Here is a 17,839-nt window from a genome sequence, read left to right as displayed (position 1 = left end):
CTTGGTTCATGGCGGAAGGATGCTGGCGCTATCGCCCTCCTGGCCGATCAGCACGGCGTTGGCCCAGTTCGCACAGACCTGGGTGGGTTGGCTGCCTTGCGCGCCCAGCGTGCGCAGGCTCAAGGACGACAGGCCACGGATATCCAGCTCCGGCTTGACCACGCCGGGCGCCTTCACCAGGCCGCTGTCGTAGAGCAGGCGGCCGTCGCCCCAGACCTGGAACTGCAGGCCGCCGGCGGCGCGGCAGGCGTCGTCGATGCCGAGGTCGGCGCGCAGCAATCGCCACTGCCCTTGCAGGCGCAAGTCGATGCGGCTGCTCGGGCCGACGCCGAGACCGCGGCGGAACAACAAACCGTTCATGCGCAGCGCAGCGTCGCCGCGGAAGGCGTGATCGGCGCGTACCTGATCGGCCAGCGCGGCCGGCAACGGCAGCTCGGAGAGATAGCGTTGCTGTGCCGGCCGCTCCGGTTCCTGGTGTTCGAGGATGTGGAAACTCGACAGCGCGATCGGGCCGACGTCGCGCGGTTGCAGCGCATCGATCGCGCGCGCCGCGCCGCCCTGGGCGGCGGTGACCATCGGATCGGTGGCCGAGGCGCCGTCGCCTTCGGGGTTCTGCACGCTGAGCACGCGGAAGCGCAGCAGCCGGCCGGCGCGGGCCGGGAAGTCGATGCGCTGCAGCTCCTGCTTGAGCTGCAGACGGCCGCGCGCGATCGGCTCGCCCCACTCGCCGTTGCTGTCGCCCAGGTACACCTCGTAGTCGCGTACCTGGCCGTGCTTCCAGTTCTTGTCGTTGCGCGGCGCCAGCTCGATGCCGTCGATCAACTTGCGCTCGCCGAAACCGATGGTCCACTCGTGCGCGCCGGTGCGCACGGCCTGGTTGCGCACGCTGCGGAACCACGTTTTCGCATCGTCGTCGAAAGCATTCTCGAGCGCGTGGCCGGGCTCTTCCGCCGGGCGGTTGACCACCAGCAGGCCGTCGGCCGGCAACGCGCGGCCCTGCGCCGGCGCAGCCGGGAAGGCGTCGTCGGCGAGCGCCGCGGCGGTGGCGAAGTCCAGCGCGAATTCCAGCGGCTTGCGGATATCGCTGGCGGCGCTGCGCACGTGCACGCTGCCCTTGCGCTCGGCCGGATCGAAATACCAACCCTCCGCCGCCGCTTGCAACGCGGCAGCATCGGCCAGCTGCGGCAGCGCACGGCCGTCCAGCGAGACCGCGCGCGGCGCCTGGCGGCTGAGCACGCGCAAGGCGTAGCGGCGCTGCGGCAACTGCCCTTGGTACCGCCCCTGCACTGCGCCGATGCGCACCGTCACCGGGCCGCTGCCCTGCGCCGGCGCCGTCACCTTTATCTGTTGCGTGCTCGACTCGCCCTGCTCATGGCGACGGGTGTTGCCGTCGTCCTCGTACAGCGCGTACTGCGAATCGCCCTGCGGATACAGGTCGAAGGTGACCTCGTCGAGCGGCTTTTCGCCATCGAACAGCATCGCCGGGTACATCGGCAGGATCGCACCGGCGCGCACGAACAACGGCAAGGTCGCGAGGTCGACCTGGCGATCGAGATCGCGGCCGGCGGCGTCGGCCTGCACGCTGCGCCCGTCCCAGTAGTCGAACCAGCGCCCGGCCGGCAGATGGATGCCGCGCCGCCAACCGCGACTCGCGGCCTGGCTGCGGTAGACCGGCGCCACCAACAGGTCGCGACCGAGCAGGAACTGATACTTGTAGGCCTCGTCCTGCGCGTGCGGGTCCTGCGGGTAATCCCACATCAGCCCGCGCACCGGCGGCGCGCCGGTCTGCGCGGCCTGCTGCGCCAGGCCGTACATGTACGGCGTCAGGCGCATCTTCAATTTCAGGTAATCGCGATTGATGCTGCGGTACGGCTCGTCGAACCACCACGGGTGCTTGCGCGCATTCGACGACCAGCCCGACATGCCCATCAACACCGGCGTGAAGGCCTTCCACTGCAGGTCGCGGGTGTAGGTCTCGGCGCTGCCGCCGAAGATCGCGTCGACGTCGCCGGTGGCATAGGCCATGCCCGACAGGCCCGAGCCGATCAGGGTCGGCACGTGCCAGCGGATGTAATCCCAACTCGCGCTCTGGTCGCCGGTCCAGGCCACGGCATAACGCTGGATGCCGGCCCAGCCCATCACCGTCCACAGGAACGGGCGCGAATCGGAGTTGTGCAGGATGCCGTTGAACGCCGACTGATTGGCGTCCATGGCGAATTGGTAGCCCTTGCCGGTCCAGGCCACGTCGAGCTTCTGCACCCGGCTGCCGGCGGTGCCGACTTCCCAGGCGATCTTGTCGACGCCGTTCTCGGTCCACAGGCCGGTGCGGAAACCGTACTTGGCCAGGCCCTTCACCGTTTCGGGCAATTGCTTGTAGCCGCAGCCGTAACCGTCGTTCGGCAGGATCCAGCCACCGGGCATGTCGTGTTCGCGGTATTGGCGCGCCACGCTTTCGACCACGTCCGGCGTGGTGCCGGTGGCGCCGTCGTGCCAGCCTTCCGGCACGGTGCCGGGCTTCTTGCCGTTGTCGCCATCGTTGTAGCAATCGGCATCGCCGTACGACAGCGCCCAGCGCGCCAGCAGGCCGGGACGGCCGGTCAAACGGGTGTAGCGCTCGAGCAAGCGCGGCAACTCGCCGACGAAGTAGTACGCGTCGAAACGGTCTTCGCGGTGCAACAAGGTCGATTGATCGGGTTGCCGCAGGTCGTAGCTGCCGTCGCTCCAGGTATTGCGCAACATGCCCCAGCCACGCGAGCTCAGCAGCATCGGCGCCGGACTGGGGCGATCGCCCTCCTCCCAACCGCCGGAGTAAGACACTTCCAACTCGCGGCCCTTGAACTGGTAGCGGCCGTTCTGCTGACCGCCGCCGTAGAAAGCTTCGTCGGCCTGCGAAGACAGCACTTGCACGCTTTGCGCCGCGTCCAGGTCGAGCGGCTGCAATTCCTGCCACAGCGGCGTTCGGCGCTCGCCGTCGATCCGCTCCAGCCGCAGCTTCAGCGGTTGCCGTTGTACGTGCAGCACCAGCGCGCCGGTACGCACCCGCACTTCGGCAGCGTCCTCTTCCAGGGTGGCGTCGATCTTGGCGGCCGGCTGCGGCAGCACGATCGGCGCGGCCTTATCGCCGGCCGGCGCCAACTTGCCGCGGCGCCCCGCCTGCACGCGCACGATGTCGTCGGCCAGCACCTCGATGCGCAACAGGCTGCCGGTGTCGGTGCTCAGCTCCCAGCTCGGCGTCGCGCCGGTACCCGCACGGACCGCGCGCAGATTGCCGACCGGCTCGGCCGCGGCCGGCAGCGCCGACGCCAACAGCGCAGCCAGGATCGCCATCGACAGTCGCGGACGACGCACACGGAATTCCACCTTGCCCCCGGGGCCCGTTCGACGGGCATATCTGTGATGCGGCCGACTCTAGGGCAGGCTTTCGAAAGCTGTCAATGAATTGAAAGAAAAAAGGAAGAATTTATTTGATGAAACGAAAGTTTGTGCGATGCAATACTTTCCAAACAGGCCGAAAACCCCCGTTAATACTGCAACGAAAGCTAATGCAACTAGATCTTTCGTTTTGATTCGGCGGCACCGGTCACTACACAAACTTGGTCTATTTCTTTTGTTTTACTTTCGATAATTGACTTTCCGAAAGAAAACACAGATCGTGCCCTCGCTCAACAGGAATCATCCATGGACGTCACCCCGCTCTCCGACTCCTCCGCCTGGCAGCGCCTGGGCGGAGCCGACACCGCCGCCGAGATCGCCCAGCAACCGGCCCTGTGGAATCGCCTGGCCGAAGACCTGGCGCAGGCCTGCGAACGCGTGCAAGCCTTTCTTGGCGACTGCTTGAACGATCCGCGCCAGCGCGTGCTGTTCACCGGTGCCGGCAGCTCGGGCTTCATCGCCGACCTGGTCGCCGACCGCATCAACGCGCAGTGGCCGGCCGAAACGCGCGCCGTGCACACCACCAGCCTGCTCACTCATCCGGCGTTGTACCTGCAGCGCGACCGCCCGACCCTGCTGGTGTCCTTCGCCCGCAGCGGCTCCAGCCCGGAGAGCGTGGCCGCGGTCGAACTGGTGCGCGCCGAAGTCGAGCACGCGCGCTTTCTCGACATCACCTGCAACCCCGAGGGCGAACTGGCCCGTCGCGGCGCCGGCCGCGAGGACACCTGCACCCTGCTGATGCCGGCCGACAGTTGCGACCGCGCCTTCGCCATGACCAGCAGCCTGAGCTGCATGTTGTTGACGGCGCTGAGCGTGTTCGACACCGCGCCCTGGCCGCAGCGCATCGAGCGCCTGCCGCAACTGGCCGCGTTGGCGCACGAGGGCCTGACGCAATGGGACGCGCCCGCCGCGGCGCTGGCGCAACGCTCGTTCAACCGCGTCATCTATCTGGCCAGCGGCCCGCTCGAAGCGCTGGCGCGCGAAGCCGCGCTGAAGCTGCTCGAACTCACCGCCGGCCGCGTGCTGGCCCTGGCCAACACGCCGCTGGGCTTCCGCCACGGCCCCAAATCCACGCTCGACGGCGACACCCTGGTCGTGGTGGTGCGCAGCGCCCACGCCTTGGCGCGCCGTTACGAGCAGGACCTGCTGGACGAACTGCGCCGCGACGGCATCGCCGGACAAGTGCTGGCGATCGGCCCGCATGCCGACATCGGCGCCGACGACGACCACAGCTTGCGCGTGCCGCCGTTCGACGACACCTGGCTGGCGCCGGTGTGGCTGACGTTCGCGCAAATGTACGCGCTGCAGCGTTCGGCCTCGCTCGGCCTGACTCCGGACAATCCCTTCCCGGACGGCACCGTCAACCGGGTGGTCAAGGGCGTCACCATCCACCATGGCTGAAGCGCCCATGGCCGAAACTTCGGTCCCCGCGATTTGCTACGGCATCGACATCGGCGGCACCAAGATCGAACTGGTCGCCTGCGATGCCGCGCTCAAGGTGCGCCATCGCCGGCGCATCGCCACGCCGCAAGGCGATTACGCCGGTTTCCTGACCGCACTCGAAGCGCTGATCGCCGCGGCCGACGCCGAGCTCGGACTCGTCGACACTCCGATCGGCATCGCCCTGCCCGGCGTGCGCGACCGGCGCAGCGGCCGCCAACTCAGCGCCAACGTACCGGCGCTGACCGGCGAAAGCGTCGCCGCCGACCTGCAAGCGCGGCTGCGCCGGCCGCTGCACTTCGGCAACGATCTGCAATGCTTCGCTTTATCCGAAGCCCACGGCGGCGCCGCCGAGGGTTACCCGAGCATGTTCGGCGCGATTCTCGGCACCGGTGCCGGCGGCGGTTATTGCCTGCACGGCCGGCTGGTGGTCGGTTTCAACGGCCTCGCCGGCGAATGGGGCCACTGGAGCGTGCCGGCGCATCTGCTGCAGCGCCACGGCCTGCCCGTGCTCGACTGCGCCTGCGGCCTGCGCGGCTGTATCGAACGCTATGTCTCCGGCAGCGGTCTGGTCGCACTGCATCACCACTTCGGTGGCGAGGCCGTCGATGCCGGCGCGGTGATCGCCCGGGCCGAAGCCGGCGATGCACGTGCGCGCGAAGTGCTGGCCATCCATCTGGACCTGCTCGGTCACAGCCTGGCGGCCTTGGTGTTGGCGCTGGACCCGCACGTGATCGTGCTCGGCGGCGGCCTGTCGCAGCATGCACCGCTGTACGACGTGCTGCCGTCCGCGGTCGCCGCGCATTTGTTCAGCGGAGTGCAGGTGCCGCCGATCGTGCCGCCGCGCTTCGGCGATGCCGGCGGCGCCCGCGGCGCCGCCCTGCTCGCCTGGCCGTCGGCGCTGTCCTGAGTTCGCTTGCCTGAGTGCTGGTTTGTTTGAGCGACGGTTTGTCTGAGTGCCGGTTTTTCTAAGTTCTCGCTTGTCTAAGTTCCGCCTCGTCCTGAGTCGCGTTGGAGTTACCTCATGTCGCCCGTGCAATCGCTGATCGCCTCCCACCGCCAGGGCCGCAACGTCGGTCTGTACAGCGTGTGCTGCAGCAACGAACTGGTGCTGCGCGCCGCCATGGACGTGGCCCATCGTCACGGCACCTTGCTGCTGATTGAAGCGACCTCGAACCAGGTCGACCAGTTCGGCGGCTACACCGGCATGACCCCGCCGCAATACCGCGACTACGTGCTGGCACTGGCGCGCGAAGAAGGCTTCCCGGCCGACCGCCTGGTGCTCGGCGGCGACCACCTCGGCCCCAACGCCTGGCAGAAGCGCCCGGCCGAGGAAGCGATGGCGCATGCGCGCGTGCTGATCGAAGCCTACGTGGCCGCCGGCTTCCACAAGATCCATCTGGACTGCAGCATGTCCTGCGCCGACGATCCCACGCCGCTGCCGGATGCGACCGTCGCCGCGCGCTCGGCCGAACTGGCGCGCATCGCCGAGCGCACCGCCGCCGAACACGGCCTGCCGCCGCCGGTGTACGTGATCGGCACCGAAGTGCCGGTGCCCGGCGGCGAAGCCTCGCTCGCAGGCGGTCTCGCGGTGACCACGCCGCAAGCGGCCGAACAGACCCTGGCCATTCATCGCCAGGCCTTCGCCGCACCGGATTTGGCCGCCGCCTGGGAGCGCGTAATCGCAATGGTGGTGCAGCCCGGCGTCGACTTCGACCACAGCAGCGTGCACGACTACGACCCGGTCGCAGCCGCAGCCCTGGCCGACTTCCTCGAACGCCAGCCGCGCATCGTGTTCGAAGCGCACTCCACCGATTACCAGCGCGAAGACGGCCTGCACGCGCTGGTGCGCGACCACTTCGCCATCCTCAAGGTCGGCCCGGCCGCCACCTTCGCCTACCGCGAGGCGCTGTTCGCGCTGGCCGCGATCGAGGCCGAATTGCTGCCGTCGGAGCAATGCTCGGACCTGCCGCAGGTGCTGGAGCGCTGCATGCTCGACAACCCGAAGCACTGGCAGCAGCACTACCACGGCGACGAACGCGACTTGCACCTGCTGCGCCTGTACGCACTCAGCGACCGCTGCCGCTACTACTGGGGCGAGCCGGCCCTGGTCGCCGCGACGCAGCGCTTGTTCAACAACCTGCGCACGCATGCGCCGCCGGCGTTCCTACTCAGCCAATACCTGCCGGAGCAATACCGCGCGGTGCGCGCCGGCACCCTGGCGAACACGCCGGAAGCACTGGTCCGCCACCGCATCGGCCTGTGCCTGGACGAATACGCCCGCGCCTGTTCGGCCAACACTGCCGGCGAGCGTGCCGTCGGCGAGCACGCGCCCGCCAACGCCGTCGCTGCGGCGAACGGCTAATCTTCGGTTTTTTCCTGCGGATCGAGAGATGGCCATACGCAATACCCGCTCCCGCCGACAGCAGATCCTGCAGTGCCTGATCGAACGCGGGTCGGTGCAGGTGGCCGAGTTGGTCGAGCGCTTCGACGTGTCGGCCGTGACCATCCGCGCCGACCTCAGCCATATCGAATCGCAGGGCCTGGCCACCCGCACCCACGGCGGCGCCAATCTGGTGCGCACGCCGCCGCAGGAACAGGACATCCACGAGAAGGACGCGCTGAACCTGCCGCTGAAGGAATCCATCGGCGCGCGCGCCGCGCAGCTGGTGCAGGCGGGCGACAACATCATCATCGACTCCGGCTCCACCACCATGACCCTGGCCCGCCACCTGCGCGGCCATCGCGACGTCACGGTGATGACCAACGGCCTGAACATCGCCTGGGAACTGGCCAACGCCCCCGGCGTCGATGTGTTGCTCACCGGCGGCCTGCTGCGCAAGCAATCGCTGTCGCTGCAGGGCAGCCAGGCCGAGGCCAGCCTCACCGCCTACAGCTTCGACACCTTGTTCCTCGGCGTGGACGGCCTGGACCTGCAGTTCGGCCTGACCACCCACGATGAAGCCGAAGCGCGCCTCAACCATCGCATGGTCGAGCGTGCGCGCCGCATCGTGGTGCTGACCGACGCCTCCAAGTTCGGCCGCGTCAGCCTGCACCGCATCGCTCATCTCAACCAGGTCCACGCCATCATCACCGACGCCGGCATCGACGACCGCTACCGCGAAGGCCTGCAGCAACTGGGCATCGAATTGATCATCGCCGAGCCGCAACCGTGACCGAACTGCACCGCCTGCAAGGCCGCATCCTGACCCCCGAGGGTTGGCGCCGCGGACGCATCAGCTTCGACCATAAGATCCGTGCGATCGAAGAGGCTGGTGTCGAAGCAGGTGCGATCGACGGCATCGGCGGCGACGAAGCCATCGTCCTGCCCGGCTTCATCGACCTGCACGTGCACGGCGCCGCGGGCGTCGACCTGATGCAAGGCGGCGACGCCGCGCGCACCATCGCCCGCACTCACGTGCGCCACGGCACCACTGCCTTGCTGGGCACCACGATGACCGCCGCCGAGGCCGACATCGTCCACGCGCTGCGCGGCCTGGCCACGGCCATCGCAGAACCCGACCCGGACGCGGCGCAGATACTCGGCGTGCACCTGGAAGGCCCCTTCATCAGCCCGCAGCGCCTCGGCGCGCAGCCGCCGCTGACCGTCGAAGCCACCTTCGAGTCCGTGCAACGCCTGCACGCCCTGGCGCCGATCCGCGTACTGACCCTGGCGCCGGAAATCGGCCGCCACACCGAATTGATCCCGCTGTTGAACACGCTCGGCATCCGCGTCCAGATCGGCCACAGCGCCGGCACCTACGAAGAAGGCCTGGCCGCACTGCGCGCCGGGGCCGCCGGCTTCACCCATCTGTTCAACGGCATGACCGGCGTCGACCACTACAAACCCGGTATCGCCGCGGCCGCCCTCGCCCATGCCGAATACGCCGAACTGATCCCCGACCTGCAGCACGTGCACCCCGGCGCCATCCGCCTCGCCGTGCGAGCCATCCCGCGCCTGTACGCCGTCACCGACGCCACCGCCGCCACCGGCATGCCCGACGGCGAATACGCACTCGGCTCGCAGCGCGTGCACAAATGCCTAGGCTGCGTGCGCCTCGCCAGCGGCTCGCTCGCCGGCAGCGCACTCACGATGGATCAGGCACTGCGCAACCTGGTCGAAGTAGGCCTGGACCTCGCCGATGCCGCGCATCGCGTCTCGACTTTCCCTGCCGATTACCTGGGTTTGAACGACCGCGGTCGGCTGGAGCCTGGCGCTTGCGCGGATATGGTGGTGTTGGATTCGCAGTTGCGGGTGGTCGGGGTGCGTGTCGCCGGGCGGGCGATAGCCCTAGGCTGAAACACCGAAGCAGTCCCGGTATGCGAGTCAGGCCAAACCGCGCAAAGCGGTCGGCTCGATCGACTCGTCAGTCGCCGTCTCGAAGCCGTTTGCGGCCGTGCCAGTCCCTGAACTCTCCAAGCGGGACATCCCTAAGGAACTGCATGACGAGTGAATGCAGCGTTCCGGCATGGGCGGAATGGTCGATCACGCCGTTGTTGCTGATCTCGAACCATTGATCTGTAACGCACTTCCCCAGTTCCACGACAGCGGTCCTGTATGGTTCCGGCACTTTCAACAGGAACATCGGGTCGCCCGATTGCACCAGAGCCAAGGCAAAATCACGATGCAGCAAAGAGGCGGGAAGGCCGTACTGCAGATTTTCGCTAATCAATCGGGAAATTTCTTCATCGGTCATAGCCTGTCCCAGAGTTGGCGGTAGAACGCTTCAGCCCGACCAGTTGGATGAACTGTCAGATGCGTGTCGCCATCTCCACCGCCTGAAATTCGTTCTTGGTCCAGGCTGGAGGCTATCAGAGCTCGGCATTTTTCACCGGATTGATCCGGGACGGGTTGTACGGATCCGCCGAACGTACCGCCCCAACGAACAGCATCGCACGGCGCATCTTGCCGCCGTGCCGCCTAGATCGCAGCGAGCGAGCGCCTCCGTTCGCTCCGGCTCAGGCGCGCATCGTGCCGCGGTAAGTCTCCGCCGCATGCGCGGCGGCGCCGAGCAAACCCGAACAGGCATGGACGACGGCCAGCGAAGGCACTTCGGCCATCGCCGGCGCGAACCGGCCCTTGGCCTCGAACGCGCTGCGGAAGCTGTCCAGCCGCAGCGCATCCAGCAGCTTCGGCACCACGCCGCCGGCGAGGAACACGCCGTCCCAGGCCCCCAGGGTCAAGACCAGGTCGCCGGCCATCGCACCGAACGCAGCGCAGAACAGTTCCACCGCGCGCCGGCAGCGATCGTCGCCAGCCGCCGCCTGGGCGTTGATCTGAGCCGGCGACCACGACTCGGCGGCCGCGCCCTCCAATTCGCACAGCGCGTGGTACAGATTGGCCAGGCCCGGGCCGGACACCAGCCGCTCGCACGAGACCCGGCCGAAACGCCGCATCAGGCAGTCCAGCACCGCCACGTCCTGCGGGCGCGAAGGCGCGAAGCCGGCGTGGCCGCCCTCGGTTTCCAGGGCGAAGCAGCGGCCGTTGCGCACCAGCAGGCCGCCGACGCCCAGGCCGGTGCCGGGGCCGATCACCGCATAGGTCTGCGCCGCACCCATGTCGAACCCCGGCCAGTCGACTGCGCCGACCGCGGCCACGTCGCCCGCGCGCAGACGCGAGATCGCCATCGCCTGCGCGGCGAAATCGTTGATCAGCGCGACCCGCCGAGTGCCGAGCGCGAGGCCGATCTCCGGCGCGCGGATCTGCCAGGGATGGTTGGTGATGCGCGCCTCGCCGAAGCGCACCCGCCCGGCCACCGCGAACACGGCGGCGTCCACGCGCTCGCCCAGTTCGCCGAGGAAATGGCGCGCCGCGTCGGCCGCGCTGGCGAAACCCGCGGCCGGGTACTCGCGCACGCTTTCGTGCAGCAAGCGCTCCCCCTGAGCCAGCTCGGCCACCGCAAAACGTGCGTTGGTACCGCCGATGTCGCTGACCAGCACGCGCATCAGCGGGCGGCTCTGGCAGCAGACGCTGGCGCGAACTGCAGCGCCGCCAGGTCGGGCTCGCCCGACACCGATTCCACCACCAGGGTGTTGCGCCCGCCGAGCAGCGCGACGCGCTGCGCCTGGTTCACCCGCACCGGCGCCAGCGCGTCGCCGTTGAGCCTGGCCCGCACCGTGCCGGCCGTGCCGCGCACGGTCAACTGGTAGCTCCCGGCGGCTTCGGCCTCGATCGTGTACTTGAGCCATTCGCCCGGCTGCATCGCCGCCACGCGCAAGCCCGCGCCGTCGCGCACCAGGTCGACGCCGTCGTTGCGATAGAGCTGCGAGGGGTTCCAGTCCGCGTTCGGCTTGCCGCTCTCGTTGCCCGCGCTGCGGTCGAAATAGGCCACGCCATTGCGGCCCATGTCGAAATCGACCGCCGCCAGTTCGCCGCCGTCGCGGGCGACCCGTTGCGGCTTGAACGGCAGGCTGCGGTCGTCGCGCGGCGCGCGCAACCAGGCGTCGACCACATCGGGACGGCGCAGGTTGTTGCGCAGGCGCACGTCGTACTCGGCCAGGGTCAACAAGGCTTCGCGTGCCTGCGCGCGGCTCGGCCGCGGTCCCTTGCCCTCCCAGTACGCGAGCACCCGCTCGTAGCCGGGATTGGCGATCACCTGCAGCGGATTGTTGTAACGCAGTTTCTTCAGCGGCCAGTTGGCCCAGCCGATGCCCTCGCCTTCCACCGTTTCGACCGCGCGCGCGAACCAGTCGTTGGAATTCTCGCCGGTCTCGCCCAGCCACAACGGCACGTTCCAGCGCTCGCGCAGGGCCAGTTGCTCGGCGATGCTGTCGCGCCCGCTGCCGTTCCAGTACTTGTGGAAGCTCAGCACCAGGTTGCCGTCCCACAGCCCCGCGTCGAGCACGCCGCGATAGTTGTTGCCCCAGCAATTGCCTTCGACGATGACGATGTGGTGCGGGTCGACTTCGCGGATCGCCCGGGTGGTGCGCACCAGCAGTTCGCGCAGTGGCGCATTGCCGGTTTCCTTGCAGCCGTGCGTGTCCTGCGCATCGGCGAAGCCCCAGTTGGGCTCGTTGATCAGGTCGTAGCCGGCGACCGCGGGCTCGTCGCGATAGCGCTGCGCCAGCTTGCGCCACAGCGCGACGGTCTTGTCGCGGTTGGCGGCCTCGTCCCAGAGCGAGGGCGCGGACGGATCGCGGTCGGAGATATTCAGGTCGTTGCCCTGCCCGCCCGGCGCCGCGTGCAGGTCGAGGATCACGTACAGGCCGTTGGCCTTGGCCCACGAGATCAGCTCGTCGGTACGGCGGAAACCGTCCTCCAGCCAGGTCTGCTGTCCGCGCACCGGCTCCTTCGCCACCGGCAGCGTGTACAGCCCGTAGTGCATCGGCAGGCGCACCGAGTTGAATCCCCAGGCCGCGAGCAGGTCGATATCGTCCTTGCCGACGTAATTATCCAGCCAGGCCCGATAGAACGCCTCGGTGTCTTCCTCGCCGATCAGATCGACGATGCGCCGGCGAATCGCGTGCTGCATGCCCGGGCCGGTCAGGCCGAGCATATAGCCCTCCTGCAGCATCCAGCCGCCGAGCCCGACCCCGCGCAAGATCACCGGCCGCCCATGCGCGTCGACGATCTGCTGGCCCTCGGCGCGCAGGAATCCCTCGGCGCGACCCGCGCCCGACGCTAGGGCGAGCGCGGCGAACAGGGCCGCGGCCGCGAGGGCAAGCGCGCGCGTCCTGCGCGGAGGCGTTTCGAAGTCATCGTGCATGGCAGCTCCCGACATTGCGGCTCTCAATCGATCGGCTCTGAACGCTGCGGCGCCCGAGGGTGCAGCACCCGGCGATGCCGCCCTCAACGGTTCAGCCCCTGCAGCAGGCGCGCGCGCAACTCGCGCGAACGCGCCTCTTCCATCGGCGCCAACGCGCCGCGCACGGCTTCCGGGATATGCGCGCAGGTCTGCGCATCGGCCTCGAATACGTAATGGCGGAACGCATCGCGCCAGATCTCGCGCTGCGCCGGCGGCAGATCGCGCACGCTCATGATCGCGTGCAGCAGCGCGTTCATCGGCGTGTCCATCCAGCGCGGCGATTGCCGCCACCAGTAGTTGACCAACACGTTGAAGGGCTCCAGCGCCTCCATGTGATGCCACCACATGCTCGGGATCAGCACCGCGTCGCCCGGGCCCAGTTCGGCGACCTGCGCATGGCGCATCGCCTCGGCGAAGCGCGGGAACCGCCGATGATCGGGCACGGCGAAATCGACCAGGCTGACCGCCTGCCCGGCCGGCGTGCGATCGAGCGGGCCGATGTAGAGATTGCGCAACTGGTCCGGCGGCAACAGCGTCACCCGCCGGCGGCCGGCGACCACGCAGGCGATGTTGTCGGGCAGGTCCTGGTGCGCGGGTATGCGGGTGCGGTTGCCGATCCAGATGCTGGCCAGCGGCTGCACCTCGCCGAAGCCGAGGTCGTTGCCTTCGCGCAACCCCGGCAGCCAGGTGTCGATCGTGGTCGAGCCGACGTAGATCGTCGGCGGCGCCGGATCGCCGGCATATTGCAGCAAGGCGTCCAGCACCTCGGACAGCGGCGCTTTGCGCTGCTCGAAACCGAACCCGAGCAGGTCCGGCCGATAGCTGATCCGCCCATCGGCCTCCGGCGGCGCGAGGCTGACGGTCACTTCCGCATCGCCGGCGAAGCGTTTGAGATAAGCGGCCGACGCCTCGGCCGAGGCCGCGCGCGTCAACGGCCAGTGCGCCACCAAACCGCGCAGCACGCAGGGACGGGTCGGCTGCAGCAGCGCTTCGGGCAAGGCCGCCGCATCGACGCCGTGCAGTTCCTCTATGGGCTCAGCGACCGGCGGCATGGCGGCGCTCCAGGCGGGCGATCAGGTCGCGCAAGCGCGACAGCGAGGCCAGCGCCATGTAGGCCGCTTCCAGGTGCCCGGCCTGCGAGAGCGCATGCAAGGCCGGAGCATCGAGGCCGCGCAGGCGGCGCTCGTCGAGGGTGTGGAATCCCGACAGGACATGCTGGCTGCGGTCGTCCAGCCGGATGTCGAGCGAAAACGGCTCCAGCAACTCGTAACGCTGCAGCGCGGCGAGAAAGCCGGCGTCGTCGCGCAGCCCGTCGTGCAGCGTGCGCAGCAACGAGGCCACGTGCTCCAGGTAGGCGGTGGTGCCGCCGTGTTCGAGGAACAGCGGCAGTCCCTCGCTTGCGCCGCGCACGACCCGCGGATGATCCAGGTCGATGTGGACCATCGGTTCGTCCTCGGCGATGCCGATCCAGAACGGCAGGCGTTCGATCGCCATCGGCAGGTAATGCGCGCCCCAGCGTTCGCCGTTGCCATCCCCTGCGGCTTCCAGGAACAGGTTTTCGCTCGGTCGCAAGCCGAGCAGCGCCACCGAGCGGAAGCCGCCGTCGACGGTTTTCTGGAACACGATGGGATAGTGCGCCTGCAACGCGCGAAATTCGCCGGAGAAGGCCTGCACCAGCATTTCGTCGTCGCCGTAACGGGCGCCGCGCGCGGTGATCACGCGCAGGTCGTGGTGCTCGACGTTATTGAGCAATACGGTTCGGGGCATCGCGGTTTCCGTGATCGGGACGAGCGCGGGCGGACGCTGCCGTCTGGTGAAATAGCGCCCGCGGCCGGGCGACCGCCGCCTGCGCTACCGCGCAGACGACGGCCATCGCACTCAGAACTTGTAGCGCACGCCGAACATGTAGCGCGGCCCGTACTGGTCGAACGAGTACAGCTGACGCTTGTTGCGGCCGCGGGTGCGCATGGTCTCGTCGGTCACGTTGATGCCTTCCAGCGTGAGCACCAGATTGTCGCTCACCGCGTAACTGACGTTCATGTCCAACTGCCCGTAGGCTTCGACGTAGATCGGATTGGCGCCTTTGCCGTCGCCCAGCGAGGTCAGGAATTCGTCGCGCCAGTTGTAGGCCGCACGCGCCTGCCACGGGCCTTTTTCGTAGAACGCGACCAGGTTGGCCGAATCGCTCAGGCCGGTCATCGCGAACTGGGTGCCCAGGCTGCCGTTCTTGTAGGTCAGGCCCGAGTCGACGATGGTGTAGTTGGCCGCGAGGCCGAAGCCCGACTGGCCGAACACGTGCTGGATGTTGAACTCCCAGCCGTCGAGCGTGTCGGCGCGGTTGTTGACCGGCTGGGTGATGTTGAACGCGAGCACCGGATCGCCGCTCAGGCCGCTGACGGTGCCGGTGGCGAAGCCGTTGGAATCCACGCCCGTCTTCACCACCCCGGGCTGGCCGTTGTAGGTGTTGAGGATGTAGTTGCGGATGCACGGCCGGTCGGTGCTGGCGCAGCCGCCCGCGCCGATCGCCTGGTTCCAGTAGGCGCCGCCGGAGGGCGTATGCAAGTCCGGATACGGCGTCTGCCGGCTGACCTGGTCGGCGATGAAGTTGTCGATCTTCTTGCGGAAATAGCCGGCCGACAGATAGCTCGACTCGCCGTAGTACCACTCGTAGGACAGGTCGAAGTTGCGCGACTCCAACGGCTTGAGGTTCGGGTTGCCCGCGCCGCCGCCGCCGCCGTCGAAACGCGCCTGGCCGCCGACACTCAGGGCCGGGTTGAGGTTGCTCCAGTTCGGACGGCCGATCGACTCGCCGTAACTGGCGCGCAGCTTCATGTCGTCGGTGAGGTCGACGCTGACGTCCAGGCTCGGCAGCCAGTACTTGTAGTCACCGTCGAGCTCGCGGAACTGCGAGCCGGAGTAGCGAATGATGAACTCGTTGGCCGCGACCCAGTCGATACCGACCGGCGCCGGCTGCAGGGCGGAGGCCTTGACCTTGGTGCTCTCGTAGCGCACGCCGCCGGCGACATGCACCGGCAACTTCCAGTCGAAGCTGTTGCTCCACTGCAGGTAGAAGCTGCGCGACTCCTCGCGCACCCGGCTGTCGCCGACGGTGCGGTTGGCGGCGGTGCCCGGCACCCGCGCGCCGGTGTAGTCGAACGAGGCGCGGTAGTCCTCGCGCACGCCCTTGCCGCTGGCGACCCAGGCGTCTTCGGCCAATTGGCGCACTTGGTCGAAGTCGAACAGGAAGAACGCGTCGGTGAAGCGCGGGTCGTTGGCGCCGCCGACGCCGCGGAAGTAATCGCCCATGTGCGCGAGCTTCCAGGTCGAATCGGGATAGTCGTTCGGGCTGGTCGCGCCGCCCCAGGTGTCGAGCTGTACGTGGGTGAAGGCCGAGCGGTTCTTGTAGTCGGTCGAGGCGATGCCGAAATTGAGCTTGGAATAGCCCTGGAACTGATATTCGCCGCTGGCCTGGAACTGCTCGATCTGGGCGCGCTCGCGTTCGTTGCGGAACACCGAACCGGTGACCAGCATCTGCGCCGGGTCGATCGCGCTCATGCCGGCCGGCAGGTGCAGGGTCAGTACTGGGAAATCGCGGCTGAAATCGATGGTGTTGCCGGCGCGAAAGAAACCGGCGCTGGCCAGGGTGTTGTTCGAACCGTAGGGGCTGTCGGGCGAAGAATCGGCGGTCGAACGGTGGTAGTCGAAGTTCAACCTGAAGTCGTCGCTCGGCCGCCAATCGACGTTGAGGCCGACCGACTTGTTCTCGCGCTTGATCGCGCTTTTGCCCGCGCCGTTGGCGAAGTCGGAGTTGCCGTTATAGCGCTCGTCGTAGATCAACGGCGAGGAGCCCGACCCCGGCGTCCACGAACTCATGCCCGGGGTGAAGTTGAGCCACACCGACATGTCGTGGCGCATCTGCTCGATCTTGTTCTGCGAATAGGTGTAGTCGAGCGTGGTGGTGAGGTTGTCGGTCGGCGCCCATTGCAGGGTCAGTTGCCCGTTGAGGCGCTCGCGTTTCACCGAGTTGACGCTGTAGCCCAGGCTTTGCGGCATCGAATAGACGTCGTTCGGGCCGGGCCGGCCGGTGATGTTTTCCGAGCCCGGCTGGCCCGGCACCGGCAAGGCCGAGCCCGAACCTTCGCCGCTGACCAGCGGGGTGTCGAGGAACGGCCGCCAGCCGTTGCCGGGGGCGACGAAGGCCGAGGCCGAACCGGATTCGCGCTTGAGATAATTGGCGCTAAGGCCGATGCCGAAGCGGCCATCGGCCGAGGTGGTGCTGAAGATGCCCGAGGCGTCGGGGGTGACCGTGTCGCCGCGCAGGTCGCCCGGCAGATCGTCGTCGGAGGTGTCCCAAACGCCCTTGACGCCGACATTGGCGTGCAGGCCGGGATTGTCCAGCGGACGCGCGGTCTTGATGTTGATGGTCGCACCAATACCGCCGGCGGGCGTGCTGGCGCGGCTGGTCTTGTATACCTCGACCGCGGAAATCGATTCGGCGGCCAGGTCGCCGAATTCGAACGCGCGGCTGCCGGTCGCGGTCGGCATCTGCCGGCCATTGAGCAGCACCATGTTGAAATCCGGGCCGACGCCGCGCACGGTCACGCGCGAACCTTCGCCGGCATTGCGATCGATCGACACGCCGCTGATGCGCTGCAGCGCCTCGGCCAGGTTGGTGTCGGGGAACTTGCCGATGTCCTCGGCGGCGATACCGTCCACGACGCCCTGGGCGTCGCGCTTGAGGTTCATCGACGAGGTCAGGCTGCCCTTGATGCCGGTCACCACGACCGTATCGAGCGTGCGCGCCTCGCCGACGGCACCGGGCCGGCTCTGCGCCTGCGCTTCCCCTTCCGCAGGAACGGCGGCCTGAGCCTCCGCCGCCGGTGTCGTGCTTTGCGCATACGCCGACTGGCCCAATGCCACCAGCAACGCGGACATCAATACGGTGCGCTTCAAAGCGCAATGCCTACCTTTCATCGAACCCCCTCCCCGGATCACTCACGATAGATGGGCGAACAGACCCTGCCCGCCCCCCTCAACTGCCGTGGCGATTTGGCACGCCCATGACAGCGCTGTCAATTTTCCGGACAGAAGTCGCATTTCGATCTTGGGAAAAGCGTTTTCTCCGCTACTTTTCTTGTCGCATCGCAACATGGGTCGCGCGGGGATGCGGGACGCGAGCGCGCCTCGGCTACTGCGTGGTCGGGTGCGCGCAGGGTCGTGGC

The 17,839-nt window shown here is 68.0% G+C and carries 12 protein-coding genes; 5 read left to right on the top strand and 7 right to left on the bottom strand.

Annotation, left to right across the window (positions count from 1 at the left end; genetic code table 11):
• Positions 1–6: 6 nt before the first annotated feature.
• Entirely contained in the window at positions 7–3,360 is a 3,354-nt protein-coding gene (locus ACKN61_RS07575; protein WP_408952967.1) for a TIM-barrel domain-containing protein, read from the bottom strand.
• 318 nt (positions 3,361–3,678) lie between these two features.
• On the opposite strand from ACKN61_RS07575, the gene ACKN61_RS07570 reads away from it, so the two are divergent.
• From ACKN61_RS07570 to nagA, 5 genes are all read left to right on the top strand, one after another.
• Complete coding sequence (locus ACKN61_RS07570; protein ID WP_408952966.1) at positions 3,679–4,833, top strand: SIS domain-containing protein; 1,155 nt, start codon at positions 3,679–3,681, stop codon at positions 4,831–4,833.
• Between the two features lie 7 nt (positions 4,834–4,840).
• Positions 4,841–5,782 (top strand): ROK family protein, encoded by a 942-nt coding sequence (locus tag ACKN61_RS07565; protein WP_408952965.1) that lies wholly within the window; start codon positions 4,841–4,843, stop codon positions 5,780–5,782.
• A gap of 114 nt (positions 5,783–5,896) precedes the next feature.
• Positions 5,897–7,237, top strand: coding sequence for a D-tagatose-bisphosphate aldolase, class II, non-catalytic subunit (locus ACKN61_RS07560; RefSeq protein WP_408952964.1), 1,341 nt, complete (start codon positions 5,897–5,899; stop codon positions 7,235–7,237).
• Between the two features lie 34 nt (positions 7,238–7,271).
• On the top strand, positions 7,272–8,048 hold the full coding sequence (locus ACKN61_RS07555; protein WP_223621270.1) for a DeoR family transcriptional regulator: 777 nt from the start codon (positions 7,272–7,274) through the stop codon (positions 8,046–8,048).
• The gene (gene nagA / locus ACKN61_RS07550) at positions 8,045–9,172 is read left to right on the top strand and encodes an N-acetylglucosamine-6-phosphate deacetylase (protein ID WP_408952963.1); all 1,128 of its coding nucleotides are present in this window, start codon (positions 8,045–8,047) and stop codon (positions 9,170–9,172) included. Before ACKN61_RS07555 ends, nagA begins: the two co-directional genes overlap by 4 nt.
• Positions 9,173–9,239: 67 nt before the next feature.
• Here the strand turns inward: nagA and ACKN61_RS07545 are convergent, their stop codons facing one another.
• The 6 genes from ACKN61_RS07545 to ACKN61_RS07520 all read right to left on the bottom strand — a co-directional run bounded on the left by ACKN61_RS07545 (position 9,240) and on the right by ACKN61_RS07520 (position 17,591).
• Complete coding sequence (locus ACKN61_RS07545; protein WP_408952962.1) at positions 9,240–9,569, bottom strand: hypothetical protein; 330 nt, start codon at positions 9,567–9,569, stop codon at positions 9,240–9,242.
• 262 nt (positions 9,570–9,831) lie between these two features.
• Positions 9,832–10,818 carry a glucokinase gene (gene glk / locus ACKN61_RS07540; RefSeq protein ID WP_408952961.1) on the bottom strand — a complete coding sequence of 329 codons (987 nt, stop codon included), beginning with the start codon at positions 10,816–10,818 and terminating at the stop codon, positions 9,832–9,834.
• The gene (locus ACKN61_RS07535) at positions 10,818–12,578 is read right to left on the bottom strand and encodes a cellulase family glycosylhydrolase (protein ID WP_408952960.1); all 1,761 of its coding nucleotides are present in this window, start codon (positions 12,576–12,578) and stop codon (positions 10,818–10,820) included. The genes glk and ACKN61_RS07535 overlap by 1 nt, the downstream gene beginning before the upstream one ends.
• Positions 12,579–12,661: 83 nt before the next feature.
• Complete coding sequence (locus tag ACKN61_RS07530) at positions 12,662–13,669, bottom strand: cupin-like domain-containing protein (protein WP_408952959.1); 1,008 nt, start codon at positions 13,667–13,669, stop codon at positions 12,662–12,664.
• Positions 13,653–14,384, bottom strand: coding sequence for a SapC family protein (locus ACKN61_RS07525; protein WP_408952958.1), 732 nt, complete (start codon positions 14,382–14,384; stop codon positions 13,653–13,655). The genes ACKN61_RS07530 and ACKN61_RS07525 overlap by 17 nt, the downstream gene beginning before the upstream one ends.
• Before the next feature lie 111 nt (positions 14,385–14,495).
• Positions 14,496–17,591: a TonB-dependent receptor gene (locus ACKN61_RS07520; RefSeq protein WP_408952957.1), complete on the bottom strand. Its 3,096-nt coding sequence runs from the start codon at positions 17,589–17,591 to the stop codon at positions 14,496–14,498.
• Between the last annotated feature and the right edge of the window lie 248 nt (positions 17,592–17,839).

The sequence above is a fragment of the Lysobacter sp. Hz25 genome, assembly GCF_046097045.1.
GTDB classification, from domain to species: Bacteria; Pseudomonadota; Gammaproteobacteria; order Xanthomonadales; family Xanthomonadaceae; genus Lysobacter; species Lysobacter antibioticus_B.
The sequence above is the reverse complement of the archived record's forward strand: the minus strand, read 5'-3'. Positions and strand labels throughout refer to the sequence as shown.

Excerpts from the sequence above, each read along its gene's own strand:
- ACKN61_RS07570 (WP_408952966.1), top strand. The coding sequence starts at position 3,679 with ATGGACGTCACCCCGCTCTCCGACTCCTCCGCCTGGCAGCGCCTGGGC.
- ACKN61_RS07565 (WP_408952965.1), top strand. The coding sequence starts at position 4,841 with ATGGCCGAAACTTCGGTCCCCGCGATTTGCTACGGCATCGACATCGGC.
- ACKN61_RS07560 (WP_408952964.1), top strand. The coding sequence starts at position 5,897 with ATGTCGCCCGTGCAATCGCTGATCGCCTCCCACCGCCAGGGCCGCAAC.
- ACKN61_RS07545 (WP_408952962.1), bottom strand. The coding sequence starts at position 9,569 with ATGACCGATGAAGAAATTTCCCGATTGATTAGCGAAAATCTGCAGTAC.
- glk (WP_408952961.1), bottom strand. The coding sequence starts at position 10,818 with ATGCGCGTGCTGGTCAGCGACATCGGCGGTACCAACGCACGTTTTGCG.
- ACKN61_RS07535 (WP_408952960.1), bottom strand. The coding sequence starts at position 12,578 with ATGCACGATGACTTCGAAACGCCTCCGCGCAGGACGCGCGCGCTTGCC.
- ACKN61_RS07530 (WP_408952959.1), bottom strand. The coding sequence starts at position 13,669 with ATGCCGCCGGTCGCTGAGCCCATAGAGGAACTGCACGGCGTCGATGCG.
- ACKN61_RS07525 (WP_408952958.1), bottom strand. The coding sequence starts at position 14,384 with ATGCCCCGAACCGTATTGCTCAATAACGTCGAGCACCACGACCTGCGC.
- ACKN61_RS07520 (WP_408952957.1), bottom strand. The coding sequence starts at position 17,591 with ATGAAAGGTAGGCATTGCGCTTTGAAGCGCACCGTATTGATGTCCGCG.